This is a genomic window from Paenibacillus sp. SN-8-1, from assembly GCF_050995535.1.
Taxonomy (GTDB): Bacteria; Bacillota; Bacilli; order Paenibacillales; family Paenibacillaceae; genus Fontibacillus.
This window is the reverse complement of the sequence record NZ_CP194782.1, coordinates 4,287,250-4,307,563: the sequence shown is the minus strand read 5'-3', so window position 1 is coordinate 4,307,563 and position 20,314 is coordinate 4,287,250. Positions and strand designations below refer to the sequence as shown.

General features: G+C 50.9%; 18 protein-coding genes. 11 read left to right on the top strand and 7 right to left on the bottom strand.

Going from position 1 to position 20,314, the window contains the following annotated elements:
- Nucleotides 1-15 precede the first annotated feature (15 nt).
- From ACRRNK_RS21075 to ACRRNK_RS21065, 3 genes are all read right to left on the bottom strand, one after another.
- On the bottom strand, nt 16-642 hold the full coding sequence (locus ACRRNK_RS21075; RefSeq protein WP_433944547.1) for a TetR family transcriptional regulator: 627 nt from the start codon (nt 640-642) through the stop codon (nt 16-18).
- A 269-nt stretch (nt 643-911) separates the two neighbouring features.
- Nucleotides 912-1,262 carry a DUF2178 domain-containing protein gene (locus ACRRNK_RS21070; RefSeq protein ID WP_433944546.1) on the bottom strand — a complete coding sequence of 117 codons (351 nt, stop codon included), beginning with the start codon at nt 1,260-1,262 and terminating at the stop codon, nt 912-914.
- A gap of 452 nt (nt 1,263-1,714) precedes the next feature.
- Nucleotides 1,715-1,948, bottom strand: coding sequence for a helix-turn-helix transcriptional regulator (locus ACRRNK_RS21065; protein WP_433944545.1), 234 nt, complete (start codon nt 1,946-1,948; stop codon nt 1,715-1,717).
- 241 nt (nt 1,949-2,189) lie between these two features.
- Between ACRRNK_RS21065 and ACRRNK_RS21060 the strand changes: the two genes are divergently transcribed.
- Complete coding sequence (locus ACRRNK_RS21060) at nt 2,190-3,197, top strand: iron-hydroxamate ABC transporter substrate-binding protein (RefSeq protein WP_433944544.1); 1,008 nt, start codon at nt 2,190-2,192, stop codon at nt 3,195-3,197.
- 112 nt (nt 3,198-3,309) lie between these two features.
- Here the strand turns inward: ACRRNK_RS21060 and ACRRNK_RS21055 are convergent, their stop codons facing one another.
- Nucleotides 3,310-3,900 (bottom strand): TetR/AcrR family transcriptional regulator, encoded by a 591-nt coding sequence (locus tag ACRRNK_RS21055; RefSeq protein WP_433944543.1) that lies wholly within the window; start codon nt 3,898-3,900, stop codon nt 3,310-3,312.
- A 209-nt stretch (nt 3,901-4,109) separates the two neighbouring features.
- Here ACRRNK_RS21055 and ACRRNK_RS21050 point away from each other — a divergent pair, with 209 nt between their 5' ends.
- Nucleotides 4,110-5,429: an MFS transporter gene (locus tag ACRRNK_RS21050; protein WP_433944542.1), complete on the top strand. Its 1,320-nt coding sequence runs from the start codon at nt 4,110-4,112 to the stop codon at nt 5,427-5,429.
- Between the two features lie 287 nt (nt 5,430-5,716).
- On the opposite strand, the gene ACRRNK_RS21045 is transcribed toward ACRRNK_RS21050, so the two are convergent.
- Together ACRRNK_RS21045 and ACRRNK_RS21040 are read right to left on the bottom strand one after the other, a co-directional pair.
- On the bottom strand, nt 5,717-5,890 hold the full coding sequence (locus ACRRNK_RS21045; RefSeq protein ID WP_433944541.1) for a CsbD family protein: 174 nt from the start codon (nt 5,888-5,890) through the stop codon (nt 5,717-5,719).
- Between the two features lie 143 nt (nt 5,891-6,033).
- Nucleotides 6,034-7,578: an alpha-amylase gene (locus ACRRNK_RS21040; protein ID WP_433944540.1), complete on the bottom strand. Its 1,545-nt coding sequence runs from the start codon at nt 7,576-7,578 to the stop codon at nt 6,034-6,036.
- Nucleotides 7,579-8,119: 541 nt separating this feature from the next.
- Between ACRRNK_RS21040 and ACRRNK_RS21035 the strand changes: the two genes are divergently transcribed.
- Nucleotides 8,120-8,914, top strand: coding sequence for an HNH endonuclease (locus ACRRNK_RS21035; protein ID WP_433944539.1), 795 nt, complete (start codon nt 8,120-8,122; stop codon nt 8,912-8,914).
- A 36-nt stretch (nt 8,915-8,950) separates the two neighbouring features.
- Here ACRRNK_RS21035 and ACRRNK_RS21030 read toward each other — a convergent pair whose 3' ends face one another.
- Nucleotides 8,951-9,898: a GNAT family N-acetyltransferase gene (locus ACRRNK_RS21030; protein WP_433944538.1), complete on the bottom strand. Its 948-nt coding sequence runs from the start codon at nt 9,896-9,898 to the stop codon at nt 8,951-8,953.
- A gap of 278 nt (nt 9,899-10,176) precedes the next feature.
- On the opposite strand from ACRRNK_RS21030, the gene ACRRNK_RS21025 reads away from it, so the two are divergent.
- From ACRRNK_RS21025 to ACRRNK_RS20990, 8 genes are all read left to right on the top strand, one after another.
- The gene (locus tag ACRRNK_RS21025) at nt 10,177-11,556 is read left to right on the top strand and encodes a glycosyl hydrolase family 28-related protein (RefSeq protein ID WP_433944537.1); all 1,380 of its coding nucleotides are present in this window, start codon (nt 10,177-10,179) and stop codon (nt 11,554-11,556) included.
- A 169-nt stretch (nt 11,557-11,725) separates the two neighbouring features.
- Nucleotides 11,726-12,778, top strand: a complete 1,053-nt coding sequence (locus tag ACRRNK_RS21020; protein ID WP_433944536.1) for a polysaccharide deacetylase family protein — start codon at nt 11,726-11,728, stop codon at nt 12,776-12,778.
- A gap of 51 nt (nt 12,779-12,829) precedes the next feature.
- Nucleotides 12,830-13,471 (top strand): YveK family protein, encoded by a 642-nt coding sequence (locus ACRRNK_RS21015; RefSeq protein WP_433944535.1) that lies wholly within the window; start codon nt 12,830-12,832, stop codon nt 13,469-13,471.
- Nucleotides 13,472-13,849: 378 nt separating this feature from the next.
- A complete protein-coding gene (locus ACRRNK_RS21010) occupies nt 13,850-14,863 on the top strand; it encodes a Gfo/Idh/MocA family protein (RefSeq protein WP_433944534.1) in 1,014 nt (337 codons plus the stop codon).
- Between the two features lie 26 nt (nt 14,864-14,889).
- A complete protein-coding gene (locus ACRRNK_RS21005) occupies nt 14,890-16,227 on the top strand; it encodes a nucleotide sugar dehydrogenase (RefSeq protein ID WP_433944533.1) in 1,338 nt (445 codons plus the stop codon).
- A 248-nt stretch (nt 16,228-16,475) separates the two neighbouring features.
- Complete coding sequence (locus tag ACRRNK_RS21000; protein WP_433944532.1) at nt 16,476-17,057, top strand: acyltransferase; 582 nt, start codon at nt 16,476-16,478, stop codon at nt 17,055-17,057.
- Nucleotides 17,058-17,060: 3 nt separating this feature from the next.
- Nucleotides 17,061-18,185, top strand: coding sequence for a DegT/DnrJ/EryC1/StrS family aminotransferase (locus tag ACRRNK_RS20995; RefSeq protein WP_433944531.1), 1,125 nt, complete (start codon nt 17,061-17,063; stop codon nt 18,183-18,185).
- A gap of 6 nt (nt 18,186-18,191) precedes the next feature.
- A complete protein-coding gene (locus ACRRNK_RS20990) occupies nt 18,192-20,192 on the top strand; it encodes a lipopolysaccharide biosynthesis protein (RefSeq protein ID WP_433944530.1) in 2,001 nt (666 codons plus the stop codon).
- Nucleotides 20,193-20,314 lie beyond the last annotated feature (122 nt).

Genomic DNA, 20,314 nt, shown 5'->3' with positions numbered 1-20,314 from the left:
CGAAATGAACTTGCTTTAGCTTGATTCTTCGCTAACGCCCAGCAGCATCTTGAAGTAGGGAATCAGGGCATCGATCTGTGCGGCGGCCTCCGCTTGTTCTGCACCGACAGCCATGGACAGAGTCATGATACCTTCCAAATTCGAAGTTATGATCTTGCCGATGAGCTCAGTTGGCAGAGTGGGGTGAAATTCGCCTTTGGCGATCCCCGACTCGAGAAGACGAATGATATTGCTGAGTGCCGTCTCATAGTGCCGAATAAGGCGTAACCGCCTGTCCTTGTCGCGGTAACCCGAGAGGAAATACTCATAGTAGGCGGAAGCCAGGCTTTTCTCTATGGTCATCATGCTTTTCTTCTGCTCGGCCAGCAGCATCTCAAGTGCTGCCCAGATGCTTGAGGAATTGGCCATCAATTCACTAAATATTCTCTCGTTCTCCTGATCGTATTTGGCGATTAGGGCTTCAAAGATCTCTTCCTTGGTCTGAAAATACAGGTAAATCCAGCCGCGACTCATATTCGCTTCTTCAACAATATTCTTCATCGTAGCCAGCTCATAGCCCGTGCGTATGAAGACCTGTTCAGCTGCACCTAGAATCTGCTGTTTGCGCTGTTCTTTGACTTCGTCTGAAATTTTGGGAGACATGACAATCCCCTTTCTGAATAAAATAAATGAACCATGTGTCATTAATATAAATGACACATGGTTCATTTTGCAAGGGGGAATTGGAATTTTTTAGTGTTATTGTCGGTGAAAATAAAGTATTAGACTGCCGCTGTTGTCGTTCAACTAACGTTTCCCCGTTAGTCTAAAGACAGTTTAAAACTATTGAATTTCCATATTGCTTAGTTAGCATATTTACTAGCATTGTCTAATCCTCCATCCTTGGTTGAGTCTCGTTCCCCGACCTTTCCTTATAAAAAATCCTTTTTATATTGGACGGCTAGGTAAATCCCCCCTGCTAAAAATGCCAGCGTATATTTGAACAAGAAAAAGATGGTCCACATATCATCTTTAGGAAAAATCATGTCACATAGAATAATTGCCAACAGCATACAGGAACCGCTTTTTAAAAAGATTTTATTTGTTCGTTCGTCGTCTTGCCCAATCTTCTTATAAAATACATAGGCAAAAATCACACTGCCCATAACCAGTAAAAAACCAACTCCAATGAGAATATTCCAATTTCCCGTAGATTGTTCAGCCCAAAATTTTAAAGGGGAAAAAATTGCGTTATGGATATCTGAGATAGACTTAGTTATCATTTTGATCATTTCCTTTCATATGTTAACCTGCCTGTTAGCTTAACGAAGCATTGTCAGTCTAACAATTTATTTTTAGTCTAGAACTCTATTTTCTTTTGACAGTTACAAGTAAATCTGCCCGAATTACACCTTAATTTTTGAAATCTCTAATGTAATAGTATGCAGCTGATACAGCACCAACTAGAACTGTAATTGATATGCACATGGAAATAAGTTGTTTATAGTGCGCGAGACCATTTGGAGCCACAAAGATAAAAGCTATGAATAAAATCGCGAGCGATATGAACATCTTATTTGTCACATTTAGTCGGATTTGCAGACTGTATTCATCTTTTTTGCCAATCTTATTTAGGAAGTAAGTATATATAATCATACTTAGTATTCCAATTGAAGTAACAATTCCAATAAACAAGTTGAAGTTGCTGCCATTGTCTAACCACGTATCCAAGTTACTAATCATTTTGTTGACCCCCTTCTTTATAGGCGAAGATTTCTTCAATACTTACTCCAAAAAAATTGGCAATTCTGTAAGCCAGCAGTAGGGATGGTGAATAGTTGTTCTTTTCCATTACGAATATGGTTTGTTTGGATACTCCAACGACATTGGCAAGCTCGCTTTGAGACATCTTTTTTAGTACTCTGTATTCATACACTTTATTAACAATAGAATCTGGTGTATTTTCCAATGTTTACAACTCCTTCCACCTTTATTGTAACTTATACTTTTAAAAAAGTAAAGTATAGTTATACAAATTTAAATAACTTTTTTGTGGAGTGCAGTTTTTCGCATTCAAATAATATGGGATCATAGGAGTTGACGGTCAGACTGCGGCTTATGGAGCAGGGAAATGGTTGACAATGATAATGATAATTATTATCATTGTTTTATAAATTAGCTTATTTACAGCTACCACTCGGGAGGAAGTCATGATTCGTTCATTTCAGGAAAGAAGAAATAAATTTGGGCTGTTGTTCATTGTTCTGCTTGCTTTAACTATGATTCTTGGCGCTTGCGGAAGCAAGGCTGCAGATACTCAAAGTTCTGCGAATAAGGCTGAGCAGGGAAGCGCCTCGGAGGGTAATACCGCAGGGTCCAAGGAGAAGTTAATGACCGATGCGATGGGTCATAAGGTGACCATCCCGGCTAATCCGCAGAAGGTGCTTGCGTCCTATCTTGAAGATCACTTGGCGGCTATTGGCGTCAAGCCGGTTGCCCAGTGGTCTGTAGCTAACGGGATTCAGGAGTACCTGCAGACCAGCTTGAACGGTATTCCAACCATCTCCTATGATCTGCCGCCTGAAGCGGTGCTGAGCCTAAGCCCGGATTTGATCATTATCGGCTCCGAGTCCCAGGTACAGAAGGGCCTGTATGATCAATACAATAAGATTGCACCTACCTATGTATTAGGGGATGCGGTCAACAAGGATTGGCGCCAGGCGCTGCTTAAGATTGGTGAGATTCTGAACAAGTCTGAGGAAGCGAAGAAGGCGATCAGCGACTATGATGCCAAAGCCAAAGAAGCCAAAGAGAAGATCAGCTCTGCTATTGGCACGAAGACGGCAGCAATTCTCTGGCTTACCCAGAAGAACTTCTATCTTGTAGATCAGACCGTCTCCAGCGGATCGGTATTGTACGGCGATCTGGGCATTCAGCCACCTAATCTGGTTACGGATATTCCAGAGAAGGATCGGGCAAGCTGGAATCCGGTTACGCTTGAGAAGCTGGCGGATTTGAAGGCGGATTATATTTTCCTGGTGAACAGCGATAAGGGCCAAGGTGCTGATGACACACTGAACAGTCCGATCTGGAAGGGAATTCCGGCTGTTAAAGCAGGCCATGTATTTGAAATGAGCAGGACGAGCAGCTGGCTGTATAGCGGTGTGGTTGCCAACCAGCTGACCATCGATGATGCGGTTAAATCATTGGTGAAGTAACATAAGATAAGAGAATACTGATCCCATAGAAAACCCGGCCTGCGTAGGATCACGATCACTACGCAGCCGGGTTTTTGGTATACCGAGTATGGAAATGATGGGTGCCGATTACTTAAATACAGATTTGCTTGAGATAGCTGGAATAGCTCTGCATATTGAGCTGCATAGGCCGGTTGCTTCCTTCAAGCTTGCTGAGCATGATTCCACCTTCAAGCAGTGACAGGGTGAACATGGCAACGGCTTCCGCATCAACGTCCCCCTTAAACTCTCCGCAAGCCATGCCTTGCTCCACAATCTCCTTGATCGCTTCGAGTGTTCTCTTGGAGCTCTCCTGAGCCTTAGACCGGAGCAGCGGATGGGAGTCATCTGACTCTACTGCCGTATTAAGCAAGGGACAACCGCCAATGAAGGGTGGCGATTCGACCACGTGCTCATAGACACGAAAATAGGCCATCAGCTTGTCGTAATAAGTATGCCCTTGCTGAACAGCCTCCCCGATTTTGCCCCCAACGACCTGGCAGGCATATTGGAAAGCCTCAACGGCAATTTCATCCTTACTCGTAAAATGACGGTACAACCCACCCTTCTTAATCCCGGTAACGAGGGTGATATCTGAAAGTGAAGAACCTGCATACCCATGCTGGTTAAAGAGCTCCGCGGACTGCTTGATGATAAATTTACGAGTCTGCTCTCCTTTGGTCATGACGTATCCCCTCCGTAAATCTAAATGATAGTTAAATTATGGTATTGAAGAATAGTCTTCTTATGTTAATATAAAGATACCGATCGGTATCTTTAGTTTGGAAATTTGCTGTAATGAGTTTTGTTGCCACTAGGTGGAATGAGCTAAAGAGATTATATCATGCACAATTTTTATAGAGAAGTAAAGGGGGAGAGGGCTTGCTGGAAAGCTTGAACAACGCTGTGGGCAAAGGCCGCAACAGTGTATGGATTGGACTAGGGGTCTTATGGGTTGTCGGATTCATTGGGGCATTATCCCGGTTCATCATGGCGTTCTACCAGATACAGATATCAGAAGATCTCCATATCGAAAGAGGATTCATCTCATTATCCTGGTCAACCAATCTGCTCATTGCTGCCCTCTGTGCACCTTTGGGGGGATGGTTGGTTGACCGCTTTGGCGTGAAGAGGGTGATGCTGCTCAGTACCCTTCTTAGCATAGCCGGTACCGGGGTGGTCTGCCTGGGACAGCACCCGCTGCTGTTCTTCACCGGGTATGGGGTGATTAGCGGCCTTGCCGGAATTGGAGCTTCAACGACCTATGTCCTGCTCTTTAGCTGGTTCGGTAAGCACAGAGCCAAGGCGGTAGCATTGATCCAGAGTGCCTCTTCCATTGGACTTGCGGTATGTACACCGATCTTCGCGCAGAATTCCTGGCTCAGCTGGAAGGTTACCTTCCTGACCTCGTGTCTACTTGGCCTTGCTGTAACCCTTCCTTTAATTCTATTATTCATCCAAAATCCTCAGAAGAATGAAGCATCAGCAGAGGCAGCAGGGACAGAGAGCGGAGCAGCCAAGGGCGGAGCTGGTGGAACAGCATCAAGGACAGAGGGCAGAGTAGCAAGAACAGCGCCTGCGCCATCCATGGCTGCGCAAGGCTTGAGGCATCTCGGGAGAACCCAGCTTGCGGTTCTAGCTTTGATTGGGTTCGCGTTGTTCACATGCGGGTTCAATATGGGAACTGTTGAGATGAATCTTGTTGCCATTCACCAGGAAGCCGGGGTTTCGCAAAGCTCTATAGCCGCAGCGATGGCTGTTCTAGGCATTATGGAGATTGTGGGCTCTTTCGCCTTTGGATTTCTCCTGGATCGGTGGAATAAGCCCTATGTCATGTCCATGCTGTATGGGATCAGGGTGATTAGTTTTGTGGTGCTGTTCGCCCACTTCTCCTGGTCGCCGGTGATCTTTGCTTTTACCTTCGGAGTTACATACTTGGGGGCAATACCAGGGGGACTTATGATCGCGGATCAGCTTGCAGGAATTAAAGGCAGACTTGTAGGAACGCTGCTCTTATTCCATCAGGGCGGAGGGATTCTGGGAGCCTTGCTTGGCGGCACACTGTACGATTACATGAAGAGTTATCAACTTCTTATCGCCGCGGATGCCGGGCTTGGATTCTTGGCTGCTGCCGGATATATCCTGATTCGCCGATACCGAAGTCACCCGCTTCCGGTAACCGGGAAGCGGGGGCTGAACTCTCTGCTTAGGTAAAGGCTGAAGACTCCCCTCGGTTGAAACTACCAGCCCATAAATCTGCAACCAAAGTTAGAACAACAAAAACGAAGTTTTTCACAAGTCTCATAGGACCTCACCAAATGTTGTTTTTATGGTAATTAAACCATAAACTGGACCGGCCTTGTCCTTATCACCCTCAAGAATATATGTCTTATACTTTTTAAGCTTTGCATTTAAGTGTCTTGCACCTCACAAATACCCCCGCCCATATTGAGATGGGCGGGGGTATATTGATTTTCCTATTCAGCCGCTGCTGAATTTGTTTAGTCTTTAAGTTCGCCGATTTTTTGTTGAACAGCGCCCTTAACTTTGTCTGCTTTGCCTTCAGCCTGTAGTGAAGCATTGTCTGTTGCATTCCCGATCTGGTCCTTCACTTCGCCTTTGGCTTTGGACACGCCGCCTTTGATCTTATCGCTAAGCCCGTTATCATGACTCATATTCAACAACTCCTTACGGTTAGTGTATAGAGTATTTACCCGATATGCGGCTAATCAATCAGAGGGGAAGGGTAGGATCCTGGCAAGACCATTGTGGGGGACCATCTCAAGAACGATCCCTGCAGCCATTCGCCGGCCTTTTCTTAAGCCTGCTCCTCAAGCCCGAAATGTCCATCATCTGGCTGTCCGCAGATGAGATCATCAGGCTGAATCTCTTCACCCGGTTCGATGTCGATATCCGGCTGGGCCCAGACGGATACACTGCCGCCGTTAACCGGGAAGACGGCGAATCCGTCTTCTCCAATGGTAATCTGCTCCTCGCGGGTTCCCGTGAGATCTATCCACACTTCCCCGGCCCGATCTTTCCCGACATTCATCCGCTTCTCACCATGATCTCCGTTGGAGATGACCACAGCGCAGCCGGAACGCTCAATCTCCGGAACTCCAAGCCGAACCCAGCCAATGGTGTTCGGATGGTCGAAATAATCCACCTGGTCCCCATAAGCCTTGTTATAGCGGGCACAGAGCAGGGGATCGAGCTGATCCTTCTTCCCGGCAATCGGATGCTCTCCGCCAATGCCATAGTAATCGCCGTAGAACACAACCGGATACCCATCCTTGCGGAGCAGGATAAGCGCGTAAGCGCTCGGCTTGAACCAATCCTCCACCCACGATTCCAGCGCCTCGTTCGGCTGGGAATCATGGTTATCCACGAAAGTTACGGCATTCAGCGGATGCGAGCCAACAAGCGTATCATGGAATATCGTTGTCAGGTCAAAAGAATTCCCCGCATGGGAGGCTTCATACAGCTTGTAATGGAGAGAGACGTCGAACAGGTCGATCTTATAATCGACCGTATTCAGGAATTCCTGGCACGCCTTCAGCTCATCCTTCCAGAACTCCCCGACGATATAGAAATCTTCTCCGCGCTTCTTCTTCATCGCTGTTGCGAATTCCCGGACAAAGTCATGGTTAATGTGCTTGATCGCATCAAGCCGATAACCGCCGCATTGCAGCGTATCCACGAGCCACTTGCCCCATTCGAGCATCTCCTGACGTACATCCGGATGGCTGTAATCAATGTTCGCGAACATCAGGTAGTCATAGTTGCCGAATTCGTCATCTACGTTCTCGGCCCACTGCTTGTTCTCGGCATGAATACGGAAGATGCCGGAACGGCCTTCCTTATTGTCATAATCCGTTCCGTTGAAATGCTTCCAGTTCCATTTAAAGGGGGAGTAGGTATTTCCGCGGCCCGGGAAGGTGAATTTGGTCCAGCCCTCAATTTCGAAAGGTTCGGAGATCTCTTCAGTCCGGTTATTCGGATCGACTTCAATCACTTCAAAGCGTTCCGTCTCATCCGCACCGGCCTTATGGTTCATCACGAGATCGACATAGACCAGAATTCCATTCTGCTGGCAGGTGGCAATAGCTTTGACCAGTTCATCCTTTGTTCCATACTTGGTGCGAACACTTCCCTTTTGGTCGAATTCACCCAAGTCATATAGGTCATAAACACCGTAGCCGGTATCTTCAGTTGTAATTGCTTTTGTGACAGGCGGTACCCATACGGCATCAATACCTACAGCCTTGAGTTCGGGGGCGAGCTCCGAGAGCCGATTCCAGTGCTTTCCGTCCGGCTCTACATGCCATTCAAAAAACTGCATAATCGTATGATTTCTTTTCAATTTGGACTCCTCCTCCATCAGCACAGGCATCGTGTGCTTAAACCTGCATAATTAAGCATTACCCACTCGGCTGTATATTTTAACCAAGCAAGGTCCGGGGAAGTATAAGTTTTCTGAAATATTTGAAAATGGGCAAAAATGACCTGAAAGTATAACAGCTGACTCTTGTGCCCGTGTTATAGGATAGGATTTCATACGAACTGTAACCTTATCCTGTAATCTTCGTCTAGGAATTAGGAAAGATAGCTCTTATGGGCAGCTCAGTATAGTTATACCAGTATTCATCCTTTAGCCAAGAAGTTCTCATCATCATGGGAATGGACATGGTTCTCCTAGCTGGCGGAGCAGAGTGAAGATGTGGTTAACCCGCGCGACAGCTTCAAGCGTGCGGAAAAGTGGTATAAGTTAGAGACCCATTCTTCTATAATTCAAGGTATGACGGGCGGCAAAATCAGTTCCCCACTAATAATTGAACAATATGAGGTGACGAAAGGGGCGGGATAATGGGACTTATCCAGACAAATAGATGGCCCCGCACATAATGACATCAAACGAATCGACTACATATAAGCAGTGTGCTCATTGTCAGGAAAAGAAGCCGGTTACGGAGTTTCTCCGCCGAACCGGGAGGGGGAGCAAGCCGGGCGCCCGCCGGGGAACCTGCCGCGCCTGCCGCCGCAAGCTTAAGGCGGCCTCCTCCGGGAAGGAGACCGTTCAAGCGGCGGCGCATGAGGATTTCCCGCATTCACATGCGGGTGGACCCGGTCAGCCGCGGAGGCCTGCGAAGGCTGCCCAAGCGGCGGATGCCTCCAGGCCGCCGTCTGGTGAGCCGCGCTCTTTAGCAGGGCATTCGCCCGGAGCAGAGCAACCGGGCAGTGGATCCTCGCGGCAGGGCGCGGCGTCCCGGCCTGTCTCAAGCCGACAGCCGAAGACAGCGGGCCTCGGCCCAGCTGACCCAACTGATCCGACCCGGCTGCGGCCCAATCAGCTGGGGCGTGTCCGCATGCGTGGCCGGACTGACCGGGGCAGAGGCTGGCAGCAGGAGGTGGACCTGGAACTGGCCGTGACCCTGGTCAGGGAGCATGCGGCCGTCGTAGTGAATCCGCGTACGATCCGCAGGCTGTACACAAGCAAGGGCTTCCGCAGGTATATTTTGACGCGGGATAACTATACCTGTTACTTCTGTGGAGAATATGGCGATACGATCGATCATCTGCTTCCGCGGGCCAAGGGGGGCCACACGACACCGGACAATTGTGTCTGCGCCTGCAGCCTGTGCAATCAGATGAAGGCCGACAAGGATGCGGAGGAATTCCTCAAGGGGATAATAAAATGACAGCATGAAATATCACGCAAGCCAAAGACGCCATCCTTAACCGGATGGCGTCTTTGTTTTGGTTAAGCGGCGCTGATCCCTGCCGAATTTCCACCAGTTCCATGTGACCCGCAGGATATCTTTGAACACCCGCCTTTTGACTAGATAATAGGGAACGAGATAGGCACCCCAGGGTGCCTTGGACTTAGCCACTGACGGAATGTTGGCCCCCGCGAAATCAAAGCCTTTCATCCCGTTGTCTGAGAGGTCTTGAAGCAGGACGCTTTGCAGCAGCTGGACAACGCCCTTGTTTAGATGCTCTACCTTGCTGCCGGCAATCCACCCTTGAGGTCGATCGGGATCAAGCAATAGAACTACACTGGAGCTGACCGGCTCCCCCTCCCTGGAATAGCATACATAACAGCGGAGGGCTTCTTCACCGAGAAGCTCCTGGGCCAGCTCCAGATCCCCGAGCGACAAATTGTGCGAGAAGCCCTGCCTCGTCTCCGTACCTATCAGGCATTGATGCACTTCACTCATATCTGTTGTACGTCTCGCATAATAACCTTCTGAAGCGGCTCTCTTAATTCGGCCGCGGATATCTCCGCTAGTATTCTCCAGACAAAAGGGGAATTCCAGATAGTAAGTATATTTCACCATCACCTCGAAGCCGTGCCAGATGAATGGGCGTACATCTGTGAATTCAGGCGGCAGGCAGAAGCCGGCGCTTCCCATGGCCGCGCACATTTCAGGGATCATCTGCCTTGCGGCCTCATGCCACTGGGAGCTAATCCGATGGGGCTGGGTTGTGGGTGTAGGATGGAACAGAGTGGGATGATATGGATTAAGAGGGGGAAGGTACAGCCTCCCCCTACGGTTGAAGAAGAACAGGCTTTCGCTGCGGCTGTTCGAGCCGGGCGCCTGGAAGCTGCGAATGACCGCGCGGCATCCCCACTTCTGGCGGTTAAATTCTGCCCAGCGCTCCAGCAGCTTCATATCATACATGTGATCCTTACTCTCCTATCCTCCAGAAATATAAAGCTTGTCTTCCCTTACTTTCCATACAAGCATGTATATTCAGCTTTCGTCACTTTATGCTCATATCATATTCGGGCTGCTTAGACCGCTGAAATTAGGCTAATACTGATTCTTAACGCACAGGCGGGAATGTTAGAATTTAACTATAGAGGACGCATCCAAGCCTACCAGCCTACCCCTATCTGCAGCGGCAAACGATTACAACAAGAAGGTTAGCCAAGCCATTTTGTCAGGAGGGACGCAGAGTGAAGAAGTTCTTCAAACAGGTTATGGTCGCCATCCTAGCTATGGCGAATTCTGGAGATACGGTTCAGCAGGCTATGATCAGCCAGCTCGGCGGCGCAGGCAATGTCATTAACGTAAGGCAGGTTGGTGCCAAAGGGAACGGGCGGGATGATGATACCCCCTATGTACAGAAGGCGCTTGATCAGGCTGCTGGAAAAGGGGGAAGTGTATTTTTCCCCAAAGGTTCTTATGTGATAGATCCGAACCGCACGCTGATCATCGGCAGCAGAACCAAGCTGGTTGGACAGGGCAGTGATTCGGTGATTATGGCTTCAGGCAAGAAATTCGGCTGGGAGCTGATGCGGGTAACAGGCAGTGATGTGGAGATCAGCAATCTCAGTCTGGACGGGAACAAGCAGGTTAACCGGGTCCTTGTCGTAGGCGGGGGCGTCCAGCGTGTGAATATATCCGGAGTTACGGTCGCAAATGCCTCGCAGAGCAAGAACCCGAGTGAAGAGGGCTACTCGGAGGTGGTAGCCGGAATCGTCGTGTACGGCAATACCAGCCAGATCAAGATTGACAGCTCGGAAGTGAAGAATATCTATGCGATTAACCAGTCGAATGGCTCCATGATTGCCCGGGGTATCTATATTACGACAACCTGGGGATCGAATGAGGGGGCGGCCAGACAGGTGGTAATCACCAATTCGCATATCCATCATATCGGTCCTGCCGACGACGCGGACGGCATTTATTATGAAGACCCCGCCATGGATGAGAATAACGGCCAGAATACGGACAGTCTCATCTCGGGGAACCTGCTTGAATACTGCGCCAAGCGCGGAATAAAGATCTACGCTCAGGGGGTCAAGGTCAGCGACAACCATATTGTGAACTCCTATCTGAACAACAACTACTATCAGGGAGTCAATAAGGGGAAGCTCGCACCGGATATGTTCTCTGCGGTCAGTGTGTACGGAAGCAATAACATTGTCCACTCCAACGTGATTGACGGAATCGGCAGCTTCTATGCGGCGATTGAGGTCAGTGCTATGGAGACGGTACGCAACACGGTGATTTCGAACAACAAGATTGTCATGGGGAGCAACAGCCGGATTAAGGGGACCACCGCGATTCGCCTTGGCAACATTTATAATTTCACCATCAAGAATAATACAATTGAGAACGGTGAGCGGGGAATCTGGACCTGGCAGAACGCGGATTTCGGGGTCATCAAGGACAATACGATTATTTTGAAAAATGGCGGGGGTATTGATCTATCCACCTACCTGGATGGATATACGCAGATTAATCTTGCCCTTCGCGGAAATATCATTGAAGCTTCCAACTTCAAGATTCAATTGGCGTCAACCAACCAGAATGTTACGGTAAGAGCCTGATCTTGGGCTGATTATAGAGTGGTCTTTATGCTGAATCTACTTTTTTGGCATAACGGCCGCTCTATTTGTATATCTATGAAATACAGACAAAGGCTAGGGGCCTGTTCATGCAGGGCAGGAGCAAGCGTGTGGGAAAGGATTCATGAATTAAGGGGGACTAAATGACGCGATGCCTATGAACCGCGGACAATTCGTCATATCCATGGATTTTGAATTGTACTGGGGACTTCGGGATATTTGCCCGATATCTCACTACCTGGGGCATTCCGCCAAAGAAAGAGAGATTATCCCCAAAGTGCTGAATCTATTTGAGGACAGTGGAATTCACGCGACCTGGGCAACCGTGGGACTGATGTTCTTTGAATCCAAAGAGCAGATGTTACAAGGGCTTCCTTCGAGGCTTCCCGCTTATCAGGATGTCAACCTGTCTCCTTATCCGCATCTGACAAGTGACGGGGTCGGCACGGATGAGCAGACGGATTCCTCGCACTATGGCTTGTCCTTGATCAGGCGGATTGAACGGACCCGATATCAGCGCGTATCTACGCATACGTTCTCCCATTACTACTGCCTGGAAGCGGGACAAGACTCGGCGGAGTTCCAGGCGGATCTGCGGGCAGCGGTCCAAATTGCGAAGTCTCAAGGGATTCAGCTTGAAAGTATTGTGTTTCCGCGTAACCAGGTCAACCCGGCTTATCTGCCGCTGCTTCTTCCAGAAGGAGTCCGTGCATACCGGGGCAATCCGGAGCATTGGCTCTACAAGAGGGGATACAGCACAGGAGACTCCCTGCTGCGGCGGGCTCTCCGCCTTATGGATACCTATCTCAATCTGTCGGGATTTCATAGTTACACCTTGGAAAGTCCGAAGCGGGGGGAGCCCGTTAACCTTCCGGCGAGTCATTTCCTTCGCTCCTACTCGGGGAAGCTTGCGCTTCTGGAGCCGCTTCGGCGGAGACGGATTCTGAGAGGGATGACCTATGCCGCGAGGAATAAGCAAGTCTATCACCTATGGTGCCATCCCTACAATCTGGTGGATGAACGAGGCAGCAATTTGAAGCTTCTGGAAGAGATCGTCGCTCATTATAAGAAGCTTCAGTCGCTGTACGGAATGGAGAGCCGGAATATGGAGGAGCTGAGCGATCAGATCCTCGGTGCCGTACCAGCCCGCGAACGGCAGATCATGTTGGGCCCTATGGAATGGTCCAAGGAAGCAAATGCTTAAGGGCAGCCAGAGCAGAATTCCATTCCGTACAGGTATAAAGGTAAAGGTAGGGTGAGTGAGTTGAATGTGATTTTCCTATTGAAATCGGTCCAAAGGCATTACATTGTGGCCATTCTGACGATCCTGGTCTGTGTGGGAGGCGCCTATTTGATCAATGTGTTCGTTCAGCCCCAGTATCAAGCCTCCGCCAGCTTAATGGCGAACATTGCTTCTACGAGTGAATCCGGCACCTACAATGAGCTGCTGGCGAGTCAGATGCTAACCAAGACCTACGAGGATACGATCCAGAGCCGCAGCGTGGCGGGTGAAGTGAAGAAGAAGCTGTCGCTGAATGAGTCACCGACCCTGCTGCTTCAGAAGATCAAGGTGCGTACCGATCCGGGTACGCTGGTCATTAATTTGTATGCCACAGACCGTGATCCGCAGAGTGCGGTATCTATTGTGAATGCCTTCGCAGATGCGTTCATCAGCAAGTCCAAGGGGATTGTCTCCAGTGCCAAAGTGACGGTGCTTGATTATGCGGATATGGATCAGGCCTCCGAGCCGGTAAGCCCGAAGAAGATGTTTAACTTGGCGCTCGGCGTGCTCATTGGTCTATTCGCCGCCTTAAGCATCTCCCTGCTGCTGGAGAAGCGGCGGTTAACACGCCGAAGAAGCGGTGTGAAGAGCGGCAAGATGGAGAGGTCTGCGTAGCACTTTTGTATATATAAGTTGAATTTAAGAATTCGTATAGGCAAGCGTGTGAAATGATTCTGGAGAGCAGAGCGTTCGCCTACAAGCTTTCTGTAAGAAAGCTGCATCGGAAGCATAAGCTTTGTCTCCGGTTTCATCCGCCCTGCGGTATAAATCAAGAAATCTGGAGGCGGGCAGCGGCCGAAAGTCCAAGCATTCCCCGTAGTTACGACTGTACCCACAAATGTGAACATTTTAACTGCGGCTTATATACCTATAAAAATTCAATTAAGAAGTCTAAGAACAACAGCGATCGTAGGAACATTTTCATACGGCTTACTAGCATGGAAATCATTAGTTCAATTTATATAGTTAGAACATGACATGGAGGGATTACTCATGATTAGGTGCGCCATTGTAGGCTGCGGGCATATTGCCCTTAAGCATATGGAAGCCATTCGAGCACTGGAAGGCGCTGAGCTTGTTGCGCTATGCGATACAGACCCATTCAAGCTCGAGTCGCTTCAGGCGAAATGCGGCGCAGCCGCATTCACAAGCATGAACGATATGCTTAGGCAGATGCCGGAGATTGACCTGGTCTGCATCTGCACGCCAAGCGGGACTCATGCAAGGCTCGCTGAAATGGCGGCCCGGGCGGGCAAGCATCTGGTGATTGAGAAGCCAGTGTCGCTGACACCTCAGGATGGAGAAGCCATCCGGGAGGCAGCTCGGCTGGGCGGAGTCAAGGCGGCCGTCGTGCACCCGAATCGTTACCGGCCAGCGGTCCGTTATTTGAAATGGGCGCTGGACAGCGGGCTGCTCGGCAAAATCAGTCATGTGAATGCAACCGTCCGCTGGAATCGGTCCCAGGCTTACTACGATCAGGCAGCCTGGCGCGGAACCCGGGAGATGGATGGCGGTGTGCTGATGAACCAAGCTATTCACAGCCTGGACCTGCTGCTTTGGCTATTCGGTCCGGTCGCCAAGGTGCAGGCCATGGCGGATACGAGACTGCGCCGAATCGAGACCGAGGACGTGGCTATCGCGGCTTTGCGATTTGGCAGCGGGGCGCTGGGAGTAGTAGAGGCGGCAACGACAGTATATGAACATAATCTCGAGGAGTCGATCAGTGTATTCGGCGAGCATGGCTATGTGATTATCGGCGGACCTACTGCGAACTGGATTAAGCAGTGGAAGTGCTCCACTATGACCCAGGGGGAGATCGATATGATTACCAAGCGGGTGGAGCTGGACCCTTATGGTGTACCCGGCCATCAGCGAATTATCGAAGATATGATCCAGGCGATTGAGGAGGACCGGAATCCGTCGGTAACGGTGGAAGACGGGGTTCGGGCCGTCCGTCTTGTGGAGGAGATTATTACGGCTGCGGGCAGGCAGGAGATTCATACCTGATCGAATATGAGGACGGAGGCTATATCATGCTGGGGGAAAGCGCCAAGCAGCAGGATTACAGTGCGGGATTAATGGAGAAGCTGCTGAGCAGGGCAGCGGTAATTGGGGTTATTGGCCTAGGCTATGTTGGCCTGCCGCTGGCTGTAGAGAAGGCAAAGGCAGGCTACCGTGTGATCGGGCTTGATGTGCAGATGAGCAAGATCGATATGGTGAACAGTGGTGTCAATTACATTGGGGATGTGATTGACGAGGATTTGCGGAGTATTGTTCAGAACGGACTGCTGCAGGCAACGCCGGATTACTCTTTTCTCCGGGAGGTGGATGCTGTGACGATCTGTGTACCTACTCCGCTCGATACCTATCAGCAGCCGGATACGAGTTATGTGGAGAATTCCACCCGGGAGATTGCCAGATACCTTCACCCGGGCATGCTGGTAGTGCTCGAGAGCACCACGTATCCAGGGACGACCGAGGAGCTGGTGAAGCCGATCCTGGAGGCAACGGGGCTGAAGTGCGGAGAGGATTTCTTCCTTGCTTATTCGCCGGAGCGGGTGGATCCGGGCAATAAATCGTTCAACACGAAGAACACGCCCAAGGTTGTGGGCGGTATTACAGCGACCTGCTCCAAGGTGGCACAGACCTTGTATGCCGAGGTGCTGGACGGCCATGTTCATGTCGTCTCCAGTCCCTCTGTCGCCGAGATGGAGAAGATTTACGAGAATACGTTCAGACACATTAACATAGCTCTGGCCAATGAAATGGCGGTTCTGTGCAGCCGGATGGGCATCAACGTATGGGAAGTGATTGATGCGGCCAAGACGAAGCCCTATGGCTTCATGGCGTTCTATCCCGGGCCGGGGCTTGGCGGACACTGCATTCCGATCGACCCGTTCTACCTGACCTGGAAGGCCAGGGAATATAACTATCATACCCGGCTCATCGAGCTTGCCGGGGAGATTAATAATGCGATGCCCGAGTTCGTCGTGCAGAGAATCGGCGAAATTCTGAACAAGTACAAGAAGCCGATCAGCGGTTCGCGTGTCTACTTGCTTGGCGTTGCCTATAAGAAGGACATCGATGACTACCGGGAGTCGCCGGTGCTGAAGGTGATTGAGCAGCTTGAGGAGCGGGGCGCCGAGGTGTGGGTGAGCGACACCCACGTGCAGGCGTTCAGACATGGAGGCCGTGATTACGAATGTGTGGAGCTGACCGCGGAGCGGATTGCCGAGGCAGACATTACTGTAATCACAACGGATCATTCCGGATTTGATTACGAGCTTATTCGCAGCGCGAGCCGGTGTCTGTTCGATACGCGTAACGGGATGCGGGGGATGGATAAGCCGGGGCACTATTATTTGCTGTAGCTTTTGACTCGGGCTGAATGAAATTCGATGGGATTTAGATGGAACCTGATGTAATTGGATGGAAGTGAGAGTGGTTCGGTGCAACAGATGCGCTGGCTATAACGGGCTGCACCTGGTGCAGTCCCAAGCGACCGGATGTGACAGGCTGCAGGTAGTGCAGGCAACCGTCCCGTGGCTGGGTGCAGCCATAGTTCCATTTAATGAAAGTCAAAGTAATTTGATGCATACCCAAAGGAGCCTAGGTACTCATGACTTATTATGCTCATCCCACCGCGGTAATTGATGACGGTGCTGTCATCGGAGAAGACTCGAAGATTTGGCATTTCACGCACGTGTCCCCAACATCCATTATTGGCAGCCGGTGCAGCCTGGGACAGAACGTATACATTGGGAACCATGTCACGATCGGCAGCGGAGTGAAGATCCAGAATAATGTCTCCGTCTATGAAGGTGTCGTGCTGGAAGATGACGTATTCTGCGGCCCAAGTATGGTGTTCACGAATGTGCTGACGCCGAGAGCCGCATTTCCCCGCAATACTTCCGACGATTACCGGAGAACTATCGTGAAGCGCGGGGCATCGATCGGGGCGAATGCGACGTTGGTATGCGGAGTGACAATTGGGCAGTGGGCTCTGATTGCAGCTGGAGCGGTGGTTCACAGGGATGTCCCGCCCTACGCCCTCTGCGCGGGAGTCCCGGCCCGCCGGATTGGCTGGGTGTGCAAGTGCGGGGTGACGCTCCATTTCTCAGGGAGAGAATCAGCCTGCGCGGCCTGCGGGCGCGAATATGAATTGAACCAGGATATAGTTCATTTAACGAAAGAGGTGTAGAGGATGGAGCAGCCGCAAGTAACCTTGAAGCGCGTCCCGGTCCTTGATCTCAGTCAAGAGATTATGGAGCTGAAGCCCCAACTGCTGCGTTCGATTGAGAACGTATTGGACAAAGGTGCATTCATTATGGGGGAGAATGTACATGAATTTGAGCGGGAGGCCGCGGAATATCTGGGGGTACAGCATGCGATAGCTCTTAATTCGGGGACAGACGCGCTGGTTCTCGCGCTGTTGACTGCCGGGGTAGGTCCGGGGGATGAGGTGGTAACCACCCCGTTTACCTTCTTCGCTACAGCCGAGGCCATCAGCCAGGTAGGAGCTGTGCCTGTATTCGCCGATGTGGATCCCCGGACATTTAATCTGGATGTGAACCGGATCGAGGAAGTGATTACCCCGCGGACTAAGGCGATCATTCCCGTTCATTTATTCGGTCAAGTGGTGGATATGGATCCGATTCTGGAGCTGGCTGATCGTTATGGACTCTACGTTGTGGAGGACACTGCTCAGGCCTTCGGAGCTGAGTACAAGGGGAGGAAGGCGGGTACGATCGGGGACTTTGGCTGCTTCTCCTTCTTCCCTTCCAAGAATCTGGGGACTTACGGGGACGGCGGCATGATTACAACGAACAATGCGGTGTTCGCAGAGAGAGTCTCCATGCTCAGAGCCCATGGATCGAAGAAGAAGTATATGAACGAGCTGGTCGGCTATAACTCGCGTCTTGATGAAATCCAAGCCGCCATATTAAGGGTGAAGCTCCCTTATATCGAGGAATGGAATGAGGCCCGCAGGAGAGCGGCCGATGTGTACCGGGAGCTACTGGATAAGACTCCTGGCATCCTGCTGCCTGCCGAGGAGTTCTATGGAAGGCATGTCTATCATCAGTTCACGATCCGTGTGCTGGATGGAAGGCGGGATGAGGTTCAGGCGAAGCTTGCGGCGAAGGGGATCAGCTCGGTGGTCTACTACCCGATTCCGGTTCATCAGCTGCCTGTCTATCATCATTTGAGAGTCAGCCAGCCGGCCGCGGAGCTGCTGGCCGGAGAGGTTCTGTCTCTGCCAATTGGACCGAAGATTGAGGCTTCTGTACAACAATTTGTGGCTGAGTCTGTGATAGAGGCTCTTCGATAGGATCACATGCGGAATTATTTCAGAAAGTTAGCTCTGGATAAATTTCTGCGCAGTGTCCTTGTGCTTGCCAGCGGCACGTTGATCAGCCAGCTGATCATCCTGGTGACACTGCCACTAGTGACAAGGTTATACACCCCGGCTGAATATGGCACCTATTCCATCTATTTATCTGTCATCGGCATTCTGCTTATGCTGGTGTCCTTCTCCTATGAAAGTGCGGTCACGCTGCCTGAAGATGACAAGACAGCTTCCAGTGTGCTTGGATTGTGCCTTCTAATATGCAGCGGGGTGAGTGTGGTCAGCGGGATTGCGATCTTCCTCCTGCAGCAGCCGCTTGCAGTCTGGCTGCAGGACCGCGACCTGCCCCACTACTCCTTGCTGTTCGCCATCAGCCTGTTCTTCGGGGGATGTTACCAGATCCTGAATTACTGGCTGATTCGCAAGAAGCACTACCGCAAGCTAGCCAGAACCAAATACACGCAGAGCATCGGGCAAGTATCCTCGCAGATTACCCTCAGTCTATTTCAATTCGGACCGCTGGGGCTGATCGCGGGGGACATTCTCGGAAGATTTGGCGGCTTGCTTCCCCAGTGGAAGCAGTGGCGCAGCGATATGCGGCAGAACTCCATTCGGCTGAAGTGGCCGGATCTGCGGGAAAGCGCCTATCGGTATCGGCGCTTTCCGCAGCTGTCGCTTGCATCCAACATGCTCAACAGCGTCGTCATCTATCTGCCAACGATATGGCTGGCGACCTTTTACGGCGTGCATGTGGCTGGCTGGTTCGCGCTGGGACAGCGTATTCTGGGCTCTCCCATGACGCTCATTATGAGCTCAATCCGCAATGTATATCTGGCGGAGTCGTCCGAATATATGATTTCGAATCCGGGTCAGATGAGGCCGTTGTTCCTCAAGACAGTACGACATGTATTCGTACTCGGGCTTGCCATTATTGCAGTATTCTTCACCATTGGTCCGGCTGCGTTCTCTTTCCTGTTCGGGGATGAATGGAGGGAGTCAGGGGATTACATCCGTATTCTGTCCATGATGTATTTGAGCCAGTTCGTAGCTAATTCAGTCGGCAGCACCATTGATGTTATGGAGAGGCAGGAGCTCCATCTATACCGGGAGATTATCCGAACGCTCATCGTTACTTCTTCGCTTGTCCTGGCTCTATACACGAACCAGACACCGGAGATGGTGATTCTGTTCTTTAGCCTTGCCTCTACACTGGGTTATGTCCTTCATCTTGGATTATCCTGGTTGTCGATCAGGAAGTACGATGACAAAGGGCTGGGCGCGGAAGCGGATCTCATCAGCAGCCGTGCAGCGGAGGCGGGAGAGAGTCCGGGGGGCTCATCTCCCTCTGGTGCGGAGGCTCAGCCTGAGGTACTTGAAGCCTACGAGATCAGGGAACGGGAGCTGCTTAGGGCGAGGGCTGAGTGGCTGCGGGAACAGCGGGAGGCCTGGGATACAAGACCGCAAGAGAGGCTCACTTATGCGGAGGTAGCCAGGCATATTGTGCAGGCAGCCAGGCTGGAGAAGGAGGCTCATAAGCAGGCTTCATTGGAAGCGGGCTCGGGCGTTCCGGCAGGTAGCTTGGTGGAGGACTTGGCAATAAGTTTAGCAGCACGCCCAATAGCAAGCGCAGCCGCAAGGTCGGCAGAGGGCTTGGCAGCAAGCTCAGTAGCAAGTTCGATAGCAGGATCAACAGCGAGCTCAATAGCAAGGTCGGCAGAAGAATCAACAGCAAGCTCAACAGCGAGCCCAGTAGCAAGTTCAACAGAAGGATCAACAGCAAGAACAACAGCAAGGTCGGTAGAAGAATCAACAGCGAGCCCAACAGCAAGCTCAACAGCAGGTTCAGCCGCAAGCGCCGCAGGGGGTTCAGTCGAGGACCGAGCAGAAGGCCCAGCTGTAAGTTTTGTGGAAAGCTCAGCAGCAGATTCAGTAGAAGGTTCACCTAAAGGTACTGCGGGGAGCTCCTCAGCAAGTTCGGTGGAAAGCTGAAGGTTCATCTGAAAGTTCAGCAGTAGATTCAGCAGCAAGGCAGCGGAAAAAGGCAGGGCACTGCCCTAGCAGGCTCCCCTGAGTACTTCTCGCGGAGGCTTCAAGTGAAACTTCACTAGAAG

What these genes read in the sequence shown, in the direction of transcription:
- ACRRNK_RS21005 (WP_433944533.1), top strand. Translation starts at nt 14,890, where the DNA reads ATGCTGGGGGAAAGCGCCAAGCAGCAGGATTACAGTGCGGGATTAATG.
- ACRRNK_RS21070 (WP_433944546.1), bottom strand. Translation starts at nt 1,262, where the DNA reads ATGATAACTAAGTCTATCTCAGATATCCATAACGCAATTTTTTCCCCT.
- ACRRNK_RS21035 (WP_433944539.1), top strand. Translation starts at nt 8,120, where the DNA reads ATGACATCAAACGAATCGACTACATATAAGCAGTGTGCTCATTGTCAG.
- ACRRNK_RS20995 (WP_433944531.1), top strand. Translation starts at nt 17,061, where the DNA reads ATGGAGCAGCCGCAAGTAACCTTGAAGCGCGTCCCGGTCCTTGATCTC.
- ACRRNK_RS21075 (WP_433944547.1), bottom strand. Translation starts at nt 642, where the DNA reads ATGTCTCCCAAAATTTCAGACGAAGTCAAAGAACAGCGCAAACAGCAG.
- ACRRNK_RS21010 (WP_433944534.1), top strand. Translation starts at nt 13,850, where the DNA reads ATGATTAGGTGCGCCATTGTAGGCTGCGGGCATATTGCCCTTAAGCAT.
- ACRRNK_RS21045 (WP_433944541.1), bottom strand. Translation starts at nt 5,890, where the DNA reads ATGAGTCATGATAACGGGCTTAGCGATAAGATCAAAGGCGGCGTGTCC.
- ACRRNK_RS21000 (WP_433944532.1), top strand. Translation starts at nt 16,476, where the DNA reads ATGACTTATTATGCTCATCCCACCGCGGTAATTGATGACGGTGCTGTC.
- ACRRNK_RS21030 (WP_433944538.1), bottom strand. Translation starts at nt 9,898, where the DNA reads ATGTATGATATGAAGCTGCTGGAGCGCTGGGCAGAATTTAACCGCCAG.
- ACRRNK_RS20990 (WP_433944530.1), top strand. Translation starts at nt 18,192, where the DNA reads ATGCGGAATTATTTCAGAAAGTTAGCTCTGGATAAATTTCTGCGCAGT.
- ACRRNK_RS21060 (WP_433944544.1), top strand. Translation starts at nt 2,190, where the DNA reads ATGATTCGTTCATTTCAGGAAAGAAGAAATAAATTTGGGCTGTTGTTC.
- ACRRNK_RS21020 (WP_433944536.1), top strand. Translation starts at nt 11,726, where the DNA reads ATGCCTATGAACCGCGGACAATTCGTCATATCCATGGATTTTGAATTG.
- ACRRNK_RS21055 (WP_433944543.1), bottom strand. Translation starts at nt 3,900, where the DNA reads ATGACCAAAGGAGAGCAGACTCGTAAATTTATCATCAAGCAGTCCGCG.